Below are 17,501 nucleotides of genomic sequence, written 5' to 3' on the forward strand. Positions count from 1 at the left end.
GTTCGACATGGCGGCAGCTCTAGCCAAACATCCGCATCAGCGTGATCAACTTGCGAATCGTTAAATCCGGGCTGCGTCGCAGGTTGCGGATCAGCAGAAGCACATTGGTCAGGTTCATCTTGGGTTTGGTAAAACTCTTGGGCATGCGCTGCCCCCACTGCGCCATTGCCTCGGGGCTGACCGGATGAATGCCCGTAGGCCGAGTGGCCGTGAAAAGATCCCCGTCGCAGTAATGCTCGTGCTTGTCGCCCCAAGGGTCTTGCCAGTAATCGAAGATCTGACTGCCCAGAATGTGCCGGCCGATGCCCCATGAGTGCGCCCAGCCCTGCTCCCGCAGGACGCGCTGCCCCATACCCACGGCGTCTGCATCGACGACTTCATAGGCGCTATGGCTGTAGGTGGCCATGAACCCTTGCGCAATCGCGAGCGTATGGTGATCCGCGGGAATATCACCGAGATCAAGGCGCATGAAAGTGACAATAGGCGTGCCGTCGGGGAGTACCTGAACATCGCTGGGAATAAACCCGAAATGCTGCGTGTACCAGGCACAGGTCGCCTGATAGTCGGCCACTTCAATGACGATGTGGCCAAGCTTGAGGACTTCAGGGGGAGCAATCGGCGGGCGCTGCGTGGCGTTGATTCGCGGTTGTTCCTGCGCCAGATTCCAGTTGAGAGGAGCTCTATGGGCCAGCGTCTTGCACGGCGTCTGGTCGCAGACAGCTTCCACAATGAAACCGGAAGGATCCGTCAGCCTGACGTAATAACCTTTACCGGGATGTTCCGATTTCTCGACCGATGACGCACCCGGGATTCGAGTGAGCTTTTCCAGTTCGTCCAGGGACTGCACTGCAAGTCCGAACCCTATAAAACGGGCATTTTCGGCGCGTTGGACACGGTAACAATAGGAAGTGGCGTCGGTGGCCCGCATATAGAGCGTATCGGCCTCTTGCCGACTTACCGTCAGGCCGAAGTCAGTCAGGAAACGCGCCGCCTCATTCAAGTCCGGCCGCTGGAAGATCAGGTGCGTCAGATCCTGGGCCTTTACCGTCGGCTGCGGATGCCGGGCGGGCTGTTGCGTCGCCAACCGGTGCAATTCGATTTTGTTGTTCATTGTTGTTGTTTTCCGGTTTTTTGGGCAAAGCTGTCCCGAACCCCTGAAAACCCGGGGGTTTTGCCAATTAAGTCAGTTACGAAATCAGTCGAGAGATGGAAGTGCCGGCAACTCTTTGGTCGCCAACGCACGAGCCTCCTCTGACGGCACACCCAATGCCCGCAATACCAGCTCGGCGGTATCAGAGCCCGACTCGCGCCACGTTCGGTGCCCTTCCAGCACCAGGAAAATCGAGCCAAGCACGCTGCTCGATATCAACGTCAGTACCGAGAGCAATTGCTCCTGCGCAAACGTGTAGCGCCCAGTGGCAAGCCCGCTCAGAAGATCCTTGGTCGCCTGGCTGCTGAACATTTCGCGCAACGCCGAATTGCTCATGGCGAATTTATGGATGAACGCGCCCCACTGGGAGTCTTCGTGCGCTCGGCGAATGAAGAATCGAATGCCATTTGCAAGGCGATGAGCGGGATCCGATAGGGAGTCGAAGCTCTTGTTGACGCGCTCATGCATCTCCCTCGCGAGATGGCTGGCGACCGCCTCGAACAGGCTTTCCATGCTGTCTATGTTGCTATAAACCGTTCCGCGCGCGACGCCTGCCTCTTGCGCGAGGTCAAGGATGTTCACTTGTGAGGTGCCTCTCTCGGCGAACAAGCGAAAGGCAGCTTGATGTATACGGCGCTGTGTCGGATTCAGGGATTCCACGGTTCTCTCTCCAGGATTACCTTATAGAGCAATTGAACACTCGTGTTCATTTTACGTCAACCATATTTTTTAGCATTCTGGCTTTTTGTCTGACAATCGGCGATGAACCTAATAATTAGGACGCCATGATCGATGTCTCCGGATCATCAACAGCCCTGCACGTTGACATAATTGAACACTAGTGTTCAATTATGTCAATGCGCAGGCTCGTCTTCTCGGCAAGCACCTGGCTCTGCCCATCGATGAAAACCAGGACATAACATGACCAGCTCAAATCTTTTCAAACCACTTCGATTACCTAACGGCACGGTGATTCCGAACCGAATCGCCAAGGCTGCCATGGAGGAGAACCTCGCCAATGAGGAACACGCTCCAGGCGAAGCGCTGGTTAAGCTCTACCAGCGTTGGGCGGAAGGTGGAGCCGGCCTGATCATCACTGGCAACGTCATTGTTGACCGTCACGCTTTGACCGGACCCGCTGGCGTAGTGCTTGAGGATGACCGGAACTTGGGCAAATTCAAGTTATGGGCCGATGCTTGCCGCAGCCGCGGAGCCCAGGCCTGGATGCAAATCAATCATCCCGGACGGCAGCTATTGGCTTCAATGGGACAGTCGGCAAGGGGCCCCTCCGCAGTAGCGGTCGATATCCCCGGACTTTCAAAAGCGTTTGTGCTGCCCAGGGCTTTAGAGGAACAGGAGATTGAAGAGCTGATTGGACGTTACACCCAAGCGGCGGTGCTGGCCGAGCGTGCCGGATTCACCGGCGTGGAGATTCATGCCGCGCATGGCTACTTGTTCAGCCAATTCCTTTCGCCCTTGACCAATCGGCGTGACGACAGCTGGGGCGGCAGCCTGGAAAATCGTGCGCAAATTCTCCTGCAAACCATCGACGCAATACGTCAGCGAGTGGCACCGATCTTTTGCGTCGCTGTAAAGCTCAACTCCGCGGACTTTCAGCGTGGCGGGTTCGATGCTGCGGATGCGGCTCGCGTAGTGGAAATGCTTAACGCCAAGGCGGTCGACCTGGTCGAGTTGTCGGGTGGCAGCTACGAAAGCCCGGCCATGCAGGGACAGACCCGCGATGGCAGCAGCCTGGCTCGAGAAGCCTACTTTCTCGAGTTCGCAGAAAAAATAGGAGAAATGGCGCGCATGCCGCTGATGGTCACAGGCGGCGTACGTAGAAAGGAGGTCGCGGAGCGAGTGGTGAGCGGCTCGGTGTCGATGGTCGGACTTGCCACTGCTTTAGCAATCGAGCCTGCTCTGCCAAATCAGTGGATGGCAGGTCGGGACATCAAAGTGGAGCCCATCGTCGTCCGCTGGAAGAACAAAGCGCTGGCGTCGCTTGCAGTGGCATCGGTGGTCAAGAAGCAGCTCGGATTGTTGAGCCAAGGAAAAAGGACAAAACCCGGGACGTCGCCACTCATGGCATTGATCTGCAATCAGTTGAAGGTTCGTCGCCAGGCGAAGAGCTATCGGCAATGGATCGATCAAGCCTGACAAATCAAGGATGACATCAGTTCAGGCCGGTAGCGGCTTGCCAGCGATTTTCCTGGCTCTGGCAGGCGTTACGCCCAGAGCCTGGAGAATCATTTCGGCGACCCGCACATCGTGCTCCACCACTGCACGTCCCTCGACAACTGAGCGCATCGCTCCGGTTGTGCACGACAAGACCAAATCCAGGGCGACCCCCTCGTCCTCATAAGCCAAAGTTCCTGCACGCAGCCCCTCACGCAGATCACCCATTACATGAGTAGCCAATCGTGAGCGCATGGCCTGGTCGAAATGGATGATGCGCAATAGGGCATTCGCCCATTGGTGGTCAGCCGCAGCACGACACACAAACATGCGTACGCCAATCGAAAGCCGCTGTGCTCCGCACTGCACGTCCGCGTTCAGGACAGAAATGGCGTCAGAAAACTCCGCGGCCATGGCGATGCCCACCGCTTCGAGTACTTCGTCACGCGTTCGGAAATAGTTGTAGATGGTGCCGTTGGATACCGCCGCCTCGGCGGCGACTTCGAACAATCCGATATCCCCCACTTCCTTACGTGCAACAAGTCGCAATGCCGCGTCGACCAGACCGCGACGGGTGCGCTCACGCTTCTTGTGCCCCCTGGTGAGAGGTTCTGGCACAGCAGCTTCTAAAGGAGGTGTGGGGGAATCCATGATCAAGCTCTTAATCTAATCGGCTCGTTGATAGTAATGGAAACGCCGTCAGGAGTGGCGTCATCACTCATTAGCAGACCCCGGCAGTCTCGAAGGAGTTTGCTGGCCTCTGTGCCAGGGGCGTGGTGCATGATGATCCGGTCAGGACGAACGGCAACGAGCGTTCCTTTGGCAGCCAGTGGCAAGATCTCATGGTTCATGTCTTCGATGAAGTCACAGCTGCCACCGGAGCGTTGGCCGCGGGGTCTGACCTCTAAGAAGTGACCGCCCATCTTTTCCCAGGCAACGATCTGATCAGTGGTGAGCAGTGACAACGGGTCAACACCAAATCCAACCAAGGTCAGGTTGTCTCCCAGCGCATCGTCGCTCAGCTTGATCTGCTTTTGCAGGGTACGAACCCATGCTTGGGGAAACAGGCTGCCGCGTACCAGCTTGTCACCCCGCCGATGCTGCACGAACAGACCGTGCATGAAAGTGTTCTTCGGTTTGATGTCCAACTGTTCGAAGTACCTTCTGGTCGCTGGAGTCAACGCCAGCATGCGCATCAGGCCGTGGATGAAGAAAGCCGCGACCTTGTTCTTGGGCATCACCAGGCGGCCCATGAGTTTTGCCAGATTGATCATCGCCTGAGCATGCGGGCGGCGCTCTACGTCATAGGAATCGAGTATCGCCGGCGCGGCGTGGCCACGAAGAACCCAAGCCAGTTTCCAGGCAAGATTGGCGCCATCACGAAGGCCCGCTACGAGACCTTGCCCGACAAAGGGCGGGGTGATGTGTGCCGCGTCGCCGACGAGGAAAGTACGTCCCTTGCTGAATCGGTTGCAGCAACGCGCGTGGAATCGATACACCGCCTTGCGTTCGATTTCCAACTCCAACGGATTGACCCATGGCGCAATGAGCCGGGCGATGCTTTCCGGGCTTTCCAGCTCCTCCCGGGATTCGCCGGGCTGTAACATGAATTCCCAGCGTTCCCTTCCACCGGGGGCGGGCATGTGCGGCGTGGGTCGCCGCGGATCACAGATAAACTCAATGTGATCAATGGCTGTCTGATGCCGGTTTTTGGCATCGACAATCAGCCAATCCTCTGCATAGGTTTGTCCTTCGAACTCCTGGCCGATCAGCGCTCTGACCTTGGAGCTGGCGCCGTCCGCACCGATCAGGTACTGGGCGCGAACAGGATGCGAGTGTCCATTTTGATCCCTTACGGTGGCGACCACGCACTCCGCTTCCTCGACCAGACTCTCCAGCTCGAAACCACCCAGGCTGGTCACTGATTTCAGTCGGGAAACCTGGCCACGCATCGCTCGTTCGAGGTCGGGTTGATAGAACGTCACAAGCTTGGGGTGGCCGTCGATACACCCTTCTGTATTGGCTCGACCGAATTGTCCGAGGACCGGAGAGTGCATCTTCACTTCAGGGATAACGATCTTCTCAAAAGCATCTTCCGACAATCCGGCGAGTTGCAGGATGCGCAGGGCTTCGTTGTCCAGAGCAATGGCACGAGGCATCAGTACGATTTCATGGAGCTTGTCCAGCACCAGGGTCGTCACCCCGTAGCGGCCGAGCAGCGCCGCGATTGTCGCACCTACCGGACCGTAACCGACGACCAGCACGTCGACGGTAGAGGGAGGCAATTCGGAATCTTTCTTGTTGTTGTTCATCTCGAGCCCTTGTTGTGATTGAAGTCGTGAGGCGCACAGGTCTCATCGTTAGGCACAATCAAGATATTCAATATTGAGATTTATTTCAATATTGATGTTTTTGTCATTAATATTTGAGATCATTTAAGAGCCGTGATGTGACCAACCGGACGAGTTGAAATACAGGTGCAACTGGCCGCGTTAAGGCGAAGAAGGCTCGTGGCGTGAGGTTGCGCGCGTGCCAGTTTCCGACCGACGACGCTTGGCTTCAGAGTCGATCAGCGTTGTCATGGGAGCAATGGCCCAGGACTGAAGTGCGTACCTGTTAGGGGGCCGAGCCAAGGTTGGAGAACAGTCGGTGCAGGAAGTCAGGTCCACAAGACTAGGACGTCAGGCTTATCGTTTTCTAGCATCGAACCCCGTGCGAATCTTCAGCGCACCACCATGTTTTTAGTCTTTAGGAATCAACCGTGGCGCGTCCGCAGCCCCATCCGACCCCTACACTGCTTGACTTTGGCGAGTTCGAACTCGACGAGGCCAACGCTTGCTTGTTGCGTGATGGAAAAGCTGTGGCGTTGGCGCCGACCCCTTTTCTGTTGTTGTGTGTGCTCGCACGCCAGCCGGGTTCATTGGTATCCAAAGACGCCTTGCTGGATTCCGTGTGGGGGCATCGGTTTGTCAGCGATTCGGTCCTGAAGACGGCCATCAGCGATTTGCGCAAGGTGTTGGGCGATGACTCTAAGCACCCTCGCTTTATCGAGACGGTGTCGCGGCGCGGCTATCGCTTCATTGGCGTCTCGCCCCCTGCTGCTTCGATGCCGCCTACACCCATGGCGGTTACGGCGACCGACACCCCCCTGTTGCCGTCATTCATCGGTCGCACTGACGAGTTCTCCAGACTGCAACGGGCGTGGGAGCGGGCCGGTAGCGGTCAGCGGGCCGTTGTCTGGCTTGCTGGAGAACCGGGGATCGGCAAGACCACGTTGATCGAACATTTCCTCGCCGGCCTTGGCGACATCGCTTGCGCACGGGGCCATTGCATGGAGCACTTCGGCGCCGGCGAACCGTACCTGCCGGTGCTGGAGGCGCTGGCCGATCTTTGCCGCAGCGAACCGGCCCTGCCGGCGTTGTTGCGCGATGTGGCCCCAACCTGGCTACTGCAATTGCCGTGGTTGAGTAGCACAGAGGAGCGTGACGCATTGCGGCGCGAGCTGGCCGGCGTCGGTCCGGAACGCATGCTGAGGGAGTTCGGTGAGTTGTTGGACCGCTACACAGAGACGCGCCCGCTGTTGCTGGTGACCGAAGACCTGCACTGGAGTGATCGGGCGACAGTCCAGCTCATCAACTACATGGCCCGCCGACGTAGCCCCGCACGGTGCATGTGGCTGTCAAGCTTTCGCCTTGCCGAAGTGGTGGCGCTCGACCATCCGCTCAGCTCATTGCGCCACGAGCTGCGTCTGCAACGCTTGTGCGAGGAAGTGGTGCTCGACCCGTTTTCCGAAACCGAGGTCGCCGACTATGTGGCGCTGCGTTCAGCCTCGCTTGCACGCGATGAAGCCTTCGTGCGCGCCCTGCACGAACGGACCGACGGTGTGCCGTTGTTCGTTTCCTCAATCATCAGTGAAGTGATGGATGCAAAAGAAGACGAAACCACCATCGAAGCCCGACTGGCGAATCTGGCGGTTCCCGACAACCTTGCGGCCATCATCGATCACTACATCGCCAAGCTTGATCCGGAGCAACGAACACTCCTCTGCGCGGCTGCGGTGTGCGGGTCCGACTTCCGGATTGAGACGGTTTCGCTGGCCCTCGAGCGCAATCTCTCTTCGGTGATCGCCGCCTGCGAGGAACTGATACGTGAACAGGTATGGCTCAAACAATCGCGGGCTCCCGATGTTGACGAGGCGGTAGAGCCTCCTTACTCGTTCCGACACGCCCTTTTTCGCCAAGTGCTTTATGAGCGCACACCGCGTTCGTTGCGCATCGATCTCCATGGCCAAGTTGGCACTGCCCTCGAACGCGAGCGATCGGCCGGTGTGCCGGTTGCTGCCTCGGAACTGGCGATGCACTTTGACCGTGCTCGGCTGCCGATGATCGCGCTGCGCTACTACGCCGAGGCCGCAGAAGCCGCGCTACAGCACTTCAGCCCGGACTTGTGCATCAGCCTCACTGAGCGCGCCCTACTCCTGCTTATGCAGGTACCCGAGGGCACGGAGCGCGATACGCTCGAAATTACCTTGGCCACGTTGCAGGGGGTTTCGGCCTTCCACATGTTCGGTGTCGGCAGCGAAACCAAGGGGGCTTTCGAACAGGCGTACACGCTGCTCGCGGACCTACCCGAGCACCCTATGCGTGGTCGCCTTCTGCACGGGTTCGGCTATCTGCTCGGTCTGCGCGGCGACTATTCGCAGGCTTTGGAAGTGGCAGAACGTGCTGAAGCTCTCTCCCTAAACGCGAACGATCAAGAGCTCATGCTGGCGGCGTGCATCGTTCAGGGCGAGGTGCATCACCTCCAGGGTCGCACGAAAACGACTCGCGGCTGGTTAGAGCGCGCTCTCGCGATCGCCGAGCCGCTGGACATCGGGACAAGCGAGATCTTTGCGGCTGATCCCCAGGTGATGCTGCACGGTATGCTGGCCATTGAGCTGGTGCGTTCTGGCCTTATCAAGCAGGGTCGGACCCATATGCAGCAAGCACGAACCCGCGCGCATACGCTTCGACAACCTATGACATGGCTGGTCGCTACCTGGCAGGAGGTGTTGATCGAAGTACGGCTGGGGAGCCCTATGCGGGTGGCTGCGCTGGCTGACGACATGCAGAAGCTCGTCGATGAATATTCGCTCGCACTCGGGCGCACGGCTTGCCGCTGGTGGCGCGGCTGGGCTGACGCCCGCAACGGTGCACCCCGCGACGGCTACCGTCGCATACGCGAAGCCTACGAAGAACACACCGGACTGGGCATGCGCTCCGGTGCCAGCGAAGTACTCGGATACGCCGCCGAGGCGCTACTACTGGCAGGTGATTACGACGCAGCGCAAATCGAACTGCACGAAGCACTCCGGGTGGGGGAAGAACTGGGCGAACGCGTGTATCTGCCGCAGCTCTTGCTGCTGGAGGCCGCGATCGTTCGAGCTCAGGGTCGGCCTGGCGCCGGCAGCGTTGCGGTGCGTCGCGCCGTTGAGGAGGCACGGGTCCAGGAAGCACCGTGGCTGGAACTGCTAGCGCTGGTGGAGTTGTATGAGCACCACAACGCTACGGCCGAGGACCATCAGGCATTGTCGACTCTGATTGATCAATTGCCCGAAACTGACGGAACCGAACTGGTGAAACGTGCGCACTCACTGCTTCAGGCTACTAAGTCGACTTGAAGCGACGGCTTACCCTTCCTTGCCTGGTGAACTGATATCGCGCTCACTCAGCGAGGGCTAAAACCGCGTGGCCGCCAGCGTTCTGGTGATCGCCGTCTCTGTTTTGCGAGTGCTGTCCCGACCAAACTCTGACCTTTCGCTTACGACTCGACCCAGGGGACGGCCTACGCTGTCGTCGAACTTTCTTGATCCCCTGGTCCGTGATGAGCCTGAACCCTGAATCCAAGTACCCGAACCGCCGCGCATACGTTGTCAAGTTACGTAGTGATGCCGCGCCGGGAGCCCTAGCTGGCCGCCTCGAAAACCTGGTCACCGGTCGTCAACGCGAGTTCTCGTCTGCCGAAGAGTTGCTAGAGTCGATTGGCTCGGATCTAGCGTCGGCCGTCAGTGAACAGGCGGTAGACACTGACCGCGAGTGACTCCTTCCAAAATAAACATAAATGCGCGCATGGCGACCGAACGGCGACGGTTCGCTGACGACTTCGCGCGCACCCGAACCTACGCTGATGCAACCTCGCATTTACACGAGTTCACTCTGATGTCGCGATTTTCCACTTCCCATCCGCTGTCCCATCAATCCGGTCGAACAACCTTAAAGCGCACCGAGCGCACGACTGGCTTCGTTATTGCGGCAGCCCTTGGCACCGCGATCTCCTTCGGCCTATTCGGTTGTTCCACGCCAGTCGTCAAACCATCAATCGACCTGCCGAACAACTTTGCCGCAAGCACAGCCTCCGAGATGGAGCCCGAGGCGGCCTGGTGGGAGGTCTACCACGACCCGCTGCTGACGGATCTGGTGCGGCGAGCCGCGCGTGAGAACCGCGACGTCAAGATTGCCGCCGAGCGCCTGCGTGCCGCGCGTGCCGGAGAGACGGTCAGCCAATCCTGGCTGCTCCCGAGCGTCGGTGCATCCGTGTCCGGCAGTGACCGCAGCAGCGGTTACAACTCAGCAATAAAACAGGGTTATCCGGATACCAAGACCACCAGTGTGGGTCTGGACGTCTCTTGGGAACTCGACCTGAGCGGCCGTCTGCGAGCCGGCGCAGCGGCGGCCGACGCCGATGCGCTAGCCGCGGAACACAGCATGCGGGGAGTACGCCTGCTGGTGATGAGCGATGTCGTCAGCAACTATTTCACACTGGTCGGAGCACAGCGCCAGGTCGCAACGTTGCGCGCAATCTCGGCGATGCAGGATGAGACGCTGCGTCTGGTCGCCGCGCGTCAACAGGTGGGGCTGGCATCCGCCTTCGACGTCGAACGCGCGCAGACCGATGCCTTGTCGGCGCGGGCGCAGATTCCGCCGCTGGAAACTCAAGTGGCGGTGTCACGTCACCGTATCGCGGTGCTGATCGCCGACCAGTCTTTCAACACCACGAACATCCAGCCTGCCACAGGTGATTTGACCGACGTGCCCGAGGCCAAGCCCGGCCAACCCGCCGAGTTGCTGCAACGCCGACCTGACGTACTGGCGCTGATGGCACAGCTCGACGCCGCCAATGCGCGACGCCAGCAAGCGAAAGCTGAATGGTTCCCGCAACTCTTCCTCGGTGCGTCCTTTGGCCGTCAGGGCCTTAGCCTGAACGGTGCTGATCTAGGCGCTGCGCGCTTCACCAACGTAGCGGGCCTGCTGGCGATGCCGCTCTTCAACGCCGGGCGCACGCAAGCGATCAACGAAGCGGCCGAAAGTGCTCAACAAGAGGCGCTGCTACGCGCCGAGGACGGCATCGTACGGGCGCTCGAGGATGTGGAAAACGCCCTTGTCACGCTTGCGCAGGAACGCCGCCGCTCCGGGTCGCTGCAATTGGCCGCCGCGTCCGCGGAGGCTGCGCAGAACCGCGCCCAGTCGCTCTATAACCGCGGGCAAATCGACCTGTTGCCACTGCTGGATTCGCAGCGGGCGCGCCTGGCGGCACGCCTGAATTCCAACGAAAGCAACACCCGCCTGCTGCTCGATAGCGTGCAGCTCTACAAAGCACTGGGCGGGGGCTGGCAGGTGTTCGAACAACCCGCCAACTCAACCGCATCCGCCAAAGCCGACCGGCCACCACTTTCCTAAGTATCTGTCGTTTTCCAAAGAGGAACCGCCTTGAAGAATTCCCTTACTGCGGCCGGCGCCTTGGCCGTCGCCGTCATGCTGTCCGCGTGTAGCCCCGACCAGCCCACCGTACAGGCACCACGACCGGTGCACACCGCTGCAATCAGCTACGACAATGCCCGCGACATCAGTCGCTATGTGGGCACCGTACAGTCGCGACATGAAGTCGACCAGGCCTTCCGCGTGGGCGGCAAGGTAGCCCAGCGCAAGGTCGATGTAGGCCAGTTTGTGCGTGAAGGCGACATCTTGGCTGTGCTGGATGACAGTGACTACCGCCTCGCTGAGGAAGCATCGCGACAACAGTGGTCGGTTGCCGTCGAGCAGACGCGCCAAGCCGACTCGGACCGCCAGCGCCTGACCGCGCTGAAGGCTGACGGCTCGGTCAGTGCGGCCGACGCCGAGCGCGCGCAGACCAATGCCCAAACCGCGCATGCGACCGCCGAGGCCGAGGCGCGAAAGCTCGAACTCGCGCGCAACCGGCTCAAGTACACCGTGCTGCGCGCCTCGCGCAGCGGCGTCGTCACGGCTGTCCGCTTTGAGGCCGGACAGGTCGTACCGGAGGGGCAACCGGTTGTCTTGATCGCGAATCCTGGCGAATCCGAGATCGTCATCGACGTGCCCGAGGATCAACTGGCCGTGTTCAAGGACGCGCGTTTCGAGGCCTCGCTGGCCAGTGCGCCGAACGAGATCTTCGATGTCACGTTGCGTGAGCTGTCGCCACAGGCTGCAGCACAGACGCGCACCTATCGCGCGCGGCTCAAGCCGTTGCAGGCGCTGCCACTGGGCGCCACCGCCACGGTGATGGCCGAGCGAGTCATGACAAATGTCTCTGTGGCGGCAGTGCCAGCCACGGCATTGACGCAGATCGGCGGTCAGCCGGCGCTGTGGGTGGTCACGCCCACGGGCAAGGATCCGGTTGGCATCGTCGATCTGGAGCGTGTGGCAGTTTGGGGTTACCGCAATGATGAGGTACTCGTCTCCGGGCCGCAGGCTGGCGTATTGGTCATCACCGCTGGCGTACAGAAGATGACGTCCGGACTGAAGGTCGCGCTCCCCGGTGTTGCGATCGTTGACGCGAATACCACGCAGCAGGCCGCCCGATGAACAACTTCAACCTCACCGACTGGGCGCTGCGCCATCGCGCCATCGTCCTCTTCATGCTCCTCATTGTCGCAGCGGCCGGCGCCTTCAGCTTCACCAAGCTCGGCCAACTCGAAGATCCGAACTTTTCCGTGCCTTCCATGACCGCCATGGTCATTTGGCCGGGCGCCACTGCCCAGCAGTTGCAGGACCAGGTCCTCAATCGCATGGAGAAGAAATTCGAGCAGATCGACAACTTCGAGAAGGTGGTCACCTACGCGCGCCAAGGCTACGCAGGGATGACGCTCACCGTGCGCGGCGGCACTTCCAAGGCTGACCAGCGAGAAGCCTGGTACCAGGCGCGCAAGAAACTCGACGACCTGAGCCTCGAGATGCCTGACGGCGTAATCGGCCCGATCTTGAACGACGAGTACGGCGACGTGTATGGCCTGATGTACGCCATCAAGGGCGACGGTGTCGGCCACGCCGACCTGTCGGACGCGGCCGAGGACATCAAGCGCCAGATGCTGAAGGTGCCGATGGTCAAGAAGATCGATCTCATCGGCAAGCAGGCCAAGCGTGTCTACGTCGAGTTCTCACACGAGCGCCTGGCAGCACTGGGCATTACACCGCTGACCATCGCCGAAAGCCTCAAGAGCCAGAACGCGATGTTGCCCGCAGGCCAGATTGACACCCGCGGCGACCGCGTCATGGTGCGCGTGAGTGGACAATTCGCCAGCGAAGAGGCCATCCGCAACGTGCCCATCTCCGCGGGCGGCCGGCTGATCAAGCTCGGCGACATCGCAACCGTTACACGTGGCTTCGAGGATCCGCCGACCTACACGGTACGTCACAACGGCCAGCCAGTGCTGATGCTCGGCATCACAATGACCAGCGACGGCAACATCGTGGACCTCGGCAAGGCAATGGACACGGCAGTCGCCAAGATTCAGTCAGAACTTCCGCACGGCGTGGAGCTGGAGCTGGTGGCTGACCAGCCAACCACGGTAAAGGATGCAATCCTGGACTTCGGGCGCGCGCTGGCCGAGGCGCTGATTATCGTGATCGCGGTGAGCCTGGCCAGCCTGGGCTGGCGCGCAGGTCTCGTGGTCGCGGCCACGGTGCCGCTGGTGCTGGGCGGCGTGGCGCTGGTGATGTTGGCGATGGGCTGGAACCTCGAGCGCATCTCACTCGGCTCACTGATTATCGCGTTGGGACTGCTAGTGGATGACGCCATCATCGCCATCGAAATGATGGTGGCGAAGATGGAAACCGGCATGGACCGCGTGAAAGCGGCTGCCTTCTCCTATCAGTCAACCGCTATGCCGCGCTTGACCGGCGCACTCATCACCGTCGTGGGCTTCCTGCCGATCGGCCTCTCAAAGTCCACCACCGGCGAGTATGCGGGCGGCATTTTCTGGATCGTCGGTGCCGCGGTGCTGTTCTCGTGGATCTGTTCCGGCATCTTCACACCGTACCTGGCGGTCAAGATGCTGCCCAACGACTTGGGCAAGCATCAGCACGCTGATCCGCACGACACCAAGTTCTACCGCAGCCTGCGTCGCCTGATCGACGCCGCCATCGAGCGCCGCTGGGTGGTCATCGGTGCGACGGTCGGCGCTCTGGTGCTTGCTCTGGCCTGTATCAAGCTGGTGCCGCAGCAATTCTTCCCCAACAGTTCGCGTTCTGAACTGGTCATTGACCTACGCGTCAAGGAAGGCTCTTCGTTCGCCGCGACGACCGAGCAGGTCAAACACATGGAGGAGATTCTGGCGAAAGACGAGGACGTGCGTTTCTATACCGCCTACACCGGCGCCGGGGCACCGCGTTTCTATCTCTCGCTCAACCCCGAGCTGCCCAATCCGGGTTTTGCCCAGTTCGTTGTGATGACCAAAGATCTGGATGCACGCGAGCGGGTACGTGCGCGGCTGGTGGCCTCGGCTGACCAACAATTCCCACAGGCGTGGGTGCGCGTGACCCGGCTCGAGTTGGGGCCTCCTGTCGGCTACCCGGTACAGTTCCGCGTCGTAGGGCCTGATACCCAGAAGGTGCGCCAGATCGCCCGAGACGTGGAGAAGGTGGTTGCGTCCAACCCGAAGGTGCGCGACCTCCAGCTCGACTGGAACGACCCGGTGCGTACGCTGAAAGTGGAGCTTGATCAGGACAAGGCGAGCGCGCTTGGCCTCACGCCGGCCGACATGTCATTGGCGACCCAGACCGTGATGAACGGCGCAACCCTGTCGCAGCTGCGTGAGCGCGAGGACCTGATCGACATCGTGGCCCGTGCCGTGCCAGAGGAACGCTTGAATCTCGACACACTGAAAAACATCAACCTTTACACGCGCCAGGGCACTGTGGTGCCGCTGTCGCAGGTCGCACAAGTGCGCTCAGAACTGGAAGAGCCGGTACTGTGGCGCCGCAACCGAGACATGGCGATCACTGTGCGTGCCGACGTGAAGGATGGAGAGCAGGGTGTATCGGTGACGCAGGAAATCCTGCCGTTGCTTAAGGACATCGAAGTCAAGCTGCCGACCGGTTACCGCATCGATGTGGGCGGAGCGGTTGAGGAAAGTGACAAGGCCAACAAGGCGTTACTCGCGGTGGCTCCGTTGATGTTAATCACCATCCTGCTGTTACTCATGCTGCAACTGCAGAACTTCTCCCGCATGTGGATGGTGATGCTGACCGCACCGCTGGGTTTGATCGGTGTGGTGCCGGCGCTGCTGGTGTTTCAGTCGCCGCTGGGCTTCGTAGCGATCCTGGGCATCATCGCTCTGGGAGGCATGATCATGCGGAACGCGGTGATCCTGATCGATCAAGTGCAAATCGAGATCGCCGAGGGGCGCGACCCTTGGAATGCTGTGCTGGATGCAGCCATTCACCGAGCGCGTCCGGTGATGCTCACGGCGCTGGCCACCGTACTCGCAATGGTCCCGCTCACACGAAGTGTGTTTTGGGGGCCGATGGCGATCGCGATCATGGGCGGCCTCACTGTGGCGACACTGCTGACGATTTTCTTTGTCCCTGCGTTGTACGCCGCATGGTTCAAGGTGGGTCGCCAGACGGCCGCTGATACCCAACAGGTAAAGGGGAGGGTCTCGCTTGCTTCTGAGTGAGCAGTCCATGGCACCGGGCCCCCGATACCACCGAATTAGAGAAGTTGTTCAGCGCCGTTTCTGAAAACAACCAAGATCAGCCGTGAGGGCCCTGCAAACGTTACTTTCTTTTGCCCCCTCGCGGCTCACAGGAAAGGCTGCTGGCCCGAGCTACTGACAACAGACAGCAATCGGCCAACAGCAGCCGGTCGTCAAACCGGTCTTGTCGCTGCTGAAAAGCTACATTAACCCCGAGCGCAACTAACAAGGTTCCTATTGTTTTCCCTTCCCACCGACGTAGCCTTGAAAGGCCCTTGATCCACTGGCTCAAGGGTCGAATGGCGATTGCAACGATACTGGTATAGATCGCGCTGAGCCCCAAAAACAACAAGCCTAGTACCGCGCATTGACTCAAGGATGAGCCTGATTCCGGGTGACCCAAAGCCGAGGTTCGCTTCCGCTGCGAGGTTCAGATGTCAGAAGGTCCTGGGTCAATCATTGAATCGCGCCCTGCCCTTCTTCCCATCGAAAGTCGCTAGCTTTGACCAGCGTGGCGAGATTATGGCCGACCCCGGTTTGCTTGCGGCACAGGGTGCAATGGCAGCGATAAAAAAATCGCGGTTCAACCCCCAGGGAAAAGCGTACAGCCCCACAAAGACATTGTCCTGATGCCATGGGTATGGGACCGGCCAGTACGGCTATGTTCGACGACACTTGCGGCAATCTGTTCCAGATCGCCCGTCGTGGAACCTTAGTTTTTGGTCTTCCTGAAACAGCTCTCCTTCTGATTTCACGACTGTTGGGGCCGAGCGCGGCCCGAACCGAACGCAGGCTTCGCCAGCGGCTAAAGATCGCATTACGGCTTACCTCATCGGCATTAGCTTCACCTGTCGGACTTTTGTGCATCACTTGCAGCATCGCTCACCCACCCGGCAAAAACACGATGCCGTAATCTCCACATCAGCCCGCGCCATGGCCAGGTCAAGCCGAGTCTTGGCCGCCGCGGCTTCAGCGTCCCGTCCCAGGCGTTTCAGGCATTCCACGTAACCGTGGAGGCTCCACACATTGTCCAGATGCCAGGACGCGCGGGCGAGGGTGTTGTCCAGTCCGAGATCGGCCCGATAGGCCTGCAAGGCTTCTTCTACCCTGCCCTGTTCCAGAAGCAGCGCGCCCAGGGCATGCCTGACCGGTTGCATCCAGCCCCATGGCTCGTCATAAGGCAGGTTGTCGTCCAATGCCAGTGCCTCGCGCAGGTAGACAAACGCGTTGTCGTAGTTACCATTGCGGTACTCAATTTCGCCGCGCAGCATGGCGCCGTCCACCGCCAGGATGTCGAGGCAGGTGTTGTTGAAGATGTAACGTGTTGGCGACACTCGGGTCAGGGCATTGATGAAGAGTTGCTGTTCGGTTTCCGCAATGACGCAAATGCCCGGCATCCGGCATCCGGCACCAGGTCACGCAGGACGTCACCGGCGCGCAACGCCCGCTCCGGGTAAGGCGACATTTCCATCGTGTGGACGTACATGAGCAGCATGCCCAGGTGCGGCGCATCGCCGTGCTGCTCCATCCGCCGCAGCGCTGTCTCCAGCACGGCCACCGCCTCCAGGGTGTCGGCGCCCGGTGCCGGCGCACCGGTTTTCAGGTCCCATAATTGCCAGGCGGTCGATCAACGCTTCGGCAAACAGCGCAACGACGTCGGGATCATCAGGGAAGGCTTTGTAGACATCGCGCATCGACGCCGCGTAGTCGTCGTTCCAGCCGAAGAGTTGCTCAAGGCTGATCGCTTCATCAGCCTGGTAACGTTTGTCCAACGCCCGAATCAGCGCCTGCTCGACCGGCTTTTTCGCCGTCTAGATGCGCCAGCGCGGTGTGCGTCGCCAGTCGGGCACGGGTCACAGCTTCTTTCAATTCTTGTTCTATGAAGGCATCCCAGCGCTTGTTGTAGTTGGGCCCCGAGGCGTAGGCGATGCCCCAGTAGGCCATCGCGCACTCGCTGTCGTGTTCGGCTGCCTTGTGGAAACAGCGAATGGATTCGTCGTGGTTGTAGCCGTAGCACCAGATCAAACCTCGATCGAACCAGAGTTGGGTCTGGGGTGAGCTCGTCATCACCGGGCGACTGTAGGTGCCTAAATCGTAATAGTCGTGCATCGGTTTATCCTCTCGACCAGAGCATGAAACCTCGCAGGAAATACTTGTAGACGGGGACGGATCAAGCGGTCTGATTTCCCGGAGAACGTGGATATCTGA

General features: G+C 59.9%; 13 protein-coding genes and 1 pseudogene. 6 read left to right on the forward strand and 8 right to left on the reverse strand.

The features are described from left to right. Positions 1–19 precede the first annotated feature (19 nt). Together ACA051_RS17945 and ACA051_RS17950 are read right to left on the reverse strand one after the other, a co-directional pair. On the reverse strand, positions 20–1,111 hold the full coding sequence (locus ACA051_RS17945; RefSeq protein WP_497371200.1) for a VOC family protein: 1,092 nt from the start codon (positions 1,109–1,111) through the stop codon (positions 20–22). A gap of 84 nt (positions 1,112–1,195) precedes the next feature. After that, entirely contained in the window at positions 1,196–1,810 is a 615-nt protein-coding gene (locus ACA051_RS17950) for a TetR/AcrR family transcriptional regulator (protein ID WP_461993099.1), read from the reverse strand. A gap of 261 nt (positions 1,811–2,071) precedes the next feature. Between ACA051_RS17950 and ACA051_RS17955 the strand changes: the two genes are divergently transcribed. Next, positions 2,072–3,307: an NADH:flavin oxidoreductase/NADH oxidase family protein gene (locus ACA051_RS17955; RefSeq protein WP_497371202.1), complete on the forward strand. Its 1,236-nt coding sequence runs from the start codon at positions 2,072–2,074 to the stop codon at positions 3,305–3,307. A gap of 21 nt (positions 3,308–3,328) precedes the next feature. Here ACA051_RS17955 and ACA051_RS17960 read toward each other — a convergent pair whose 3' ends face one another. Further along, on the reverse strand, positions 3,329–3,976 hold the full coding sequence (locus ACA051_RS17960) for a TetR/AcrR family transcriptional regulator (protein ID WP_403096613.1): 648 nt from the start codon (positions 3,974–3,976) through the stop codon (positions 3,329–3,331). 2 nt (positions 3,977–3,978) lie between these two features. Further along, a complete protein-coding gene (mhpA, locus tag ACA051_RS17965; RefSeq protein ID WP_497371204.1) occupies positions 3,979–5,637 on the reverse strand; it encodes a bifunctional 3-(3-hydroxy-phenyl)propionate/3-hydroxycinnamic acid hydroxylase MhpA in 1,659 nt (552 codons plus the stop codon). Positions 5,638–6,086: 449 nt separating this feature from the next. Here mhpA and ACA051_RS17970 point away from each other — a divergent pair, with 449 nt between their 5' ends. From ACA051_RS17970 to ACA051_RS17990, 5 genes are all read left to right on the forward strand, one after another. Next, entirely contained in the window at positions 6,087–8,984 is a 2,898-nt protein-coding gene (locus ACA051_RS17970) for an AAA family ATPase (protein WP_497303647.1), read from the forward strand. 203 nt (positions 8,985–9,187) lie between these two features. After that, positions 9,188–9,403 (forward strand): hypothetical protein, encoded by a 216-nt coding sequence (locus tag ACA051_RS17975; protein WP_497310623.1) that lies wholly within the window; start codon positions 9,188–9,190, stop codon positions 9,401–9,403. Between the two features lie 119 nt (positions 9,404–9,522). Beyond that, on the forward strand, positions 9,523–11,040 hold the full coding sequence (locus ACA051_RS17980) for a TolC family protein (protein WP_497371206.1): 1,518 nt from the start codon (positions 9,523–9,525) through the stop codon (positions 11,038–11,040). Between the two features lie 30 nt (positions 11,041–11,070). Continuing rightward, the gene (locus tag ACA051_RS17985) at positions 11,071–12,183 is read left to right on the forward strand and encodes an efflux RND transporter periplasmic adaptor subunit (protein ID WP_497371208.1); all 1,113 of its coding nucleotides are present in this window, start codon (positions 11,071–11,073) and stop codon (positions 12,181–12,183) included. Next, positions 12,180–15,275, forward strand: coding sequence for an efflux RND transporter permease subunit (locus tag ACA051_RS17990; protein WP_497371210.1), 3,096 nt, complete (start codon positions 12,180–12,182; stop codon positions 15,273–15,275). The genes ACA051_RS17985 and ACA051_RS17990 overlap by 4 nt, the downstream gene beginning before the upstream one ends. Positions 15,276–15,755: 480 nt before the next feature. Here the strand turns inward: ACA051_RS17990 and ACA051_RS17995 are convergent. From ACA051_RS17995 to ACA051_RS18010, 4 genes and pseudogenes are all read right to left on the reverse strand, one after another. Beyond that, positions 15,756–15,929 (reverse strand): annotated as a pseudogene (locus ACA051_RS17995) (GFA family protein); the annotation flags it as partial. A gap of 230 nt (positions 15,930–16,159) precedes the next feature. After that, positions 16,160–16,690 carry a tetratricopeptide repeat protein gene (locus ACA051_RS18000; protein WP_497303655.1) on the reverse strand — a complete coding sequence of 177 codons (531 nt, stop codon included), beginning with the start codon at positions 16,688–16,690 and terminating at the stop codon, positions 16,160–16,162. Then, the gene (locus tag ACA051_RS18005) at positions 16,633–16,845 is read right to left on the reverse strand and encodes a hypothetical protein (RefSeq protein ID WP_497371212.1); all 213 of its coding nucleotides are present in this window, start codon (positions 16,843–16,845) and stop codon (positions 16,633–16,635) included. The genes ACA051_RS18000 and ACA051_RS18005 overlap by 58 nt, the downstream gene beginning before the upstream one ends. A 197-nt stretch (positions 16,846–17,042) precedes the next feature. Then, positions 17,043–17,402, reverse strand: coding sequence for a hypothetical protein (locus tag ACA051_RS18010; protein ID WP_497303657.1), 360 nt, complete (start codon positions 17,400–17,402; stop codon positions 17,043–17,045). Between the last annotated feature and the right edge of the window lie 99 nt (positions 17,403–17,501).

The organism is Pseudomonas sp. LBUM1669, from assembly GCF_059695705.1.

Bases quoted from the DNA above. Each gene is read 5' to 3' on its own strand.
- ACA051_RS18000 (WP_497303655.1), bottom strand. From the start codon at position 16,690: ATGCCGGGCATTTGCGTCATTGCGGAAACCGAACAGCAACTCTTCATC.
- ACA051_RS17955 (WP_497371202.1), top strand. From the start codon at position 2,072: ATGACCAGCTCAAATCTTTTCAAACCACTTCGATTACCTAACGGCACG.
- ACA051_RS17990 (WP_497371210.1), top strand. From the start codon at position 12,180: ATGAACAACTTCAACCTCACCGACTGGGCGCTGCGCCATCGCGCCATC.
- mhpA (WP_497371204.1), bottom strand. From the start codon at position 5,637: ATGAACAACAACAAGAAAGATTCCGAATTGCCTCCCTCTACCGTCGAC.
- ACA051_RS17980 (WP_497371206.1), top strand. From the start codon at position 9,523: ATGTCGCGATTTTCCACTTCCCATCCGCTGTCCCATCAATCCGGTCGA.
- ACA051_RS17960 (WP_403096613.1), bottom strand. From the start codon at position 3,976: ATGGATTCCCCCACACCTCCTTTAGAAGCTGCTGTGCCAGAACCTCTC.
- ACA051_RS17945 (WP_497371200.1), bottom strand. From the start codon at position 1,111: ATGAACAACAAAATCGAATTGCACCGGTTGGCGACGCAACAGCCCGCC.
- ACA051_RS17975 (WP_497310623.1), top strand. From the start codon at position 9,188: ATGAGCCTGAACCCTGAATCCAAGTACCCGAACCGCCGCGCATACGTT.
- ACA051_RS18010 (WP_497303657.1), bottom strand. From the start codon at position 17,402: ATGCACGACTATTACGATTTAGGCACCTACAGTCGCCCGGTGATGACG.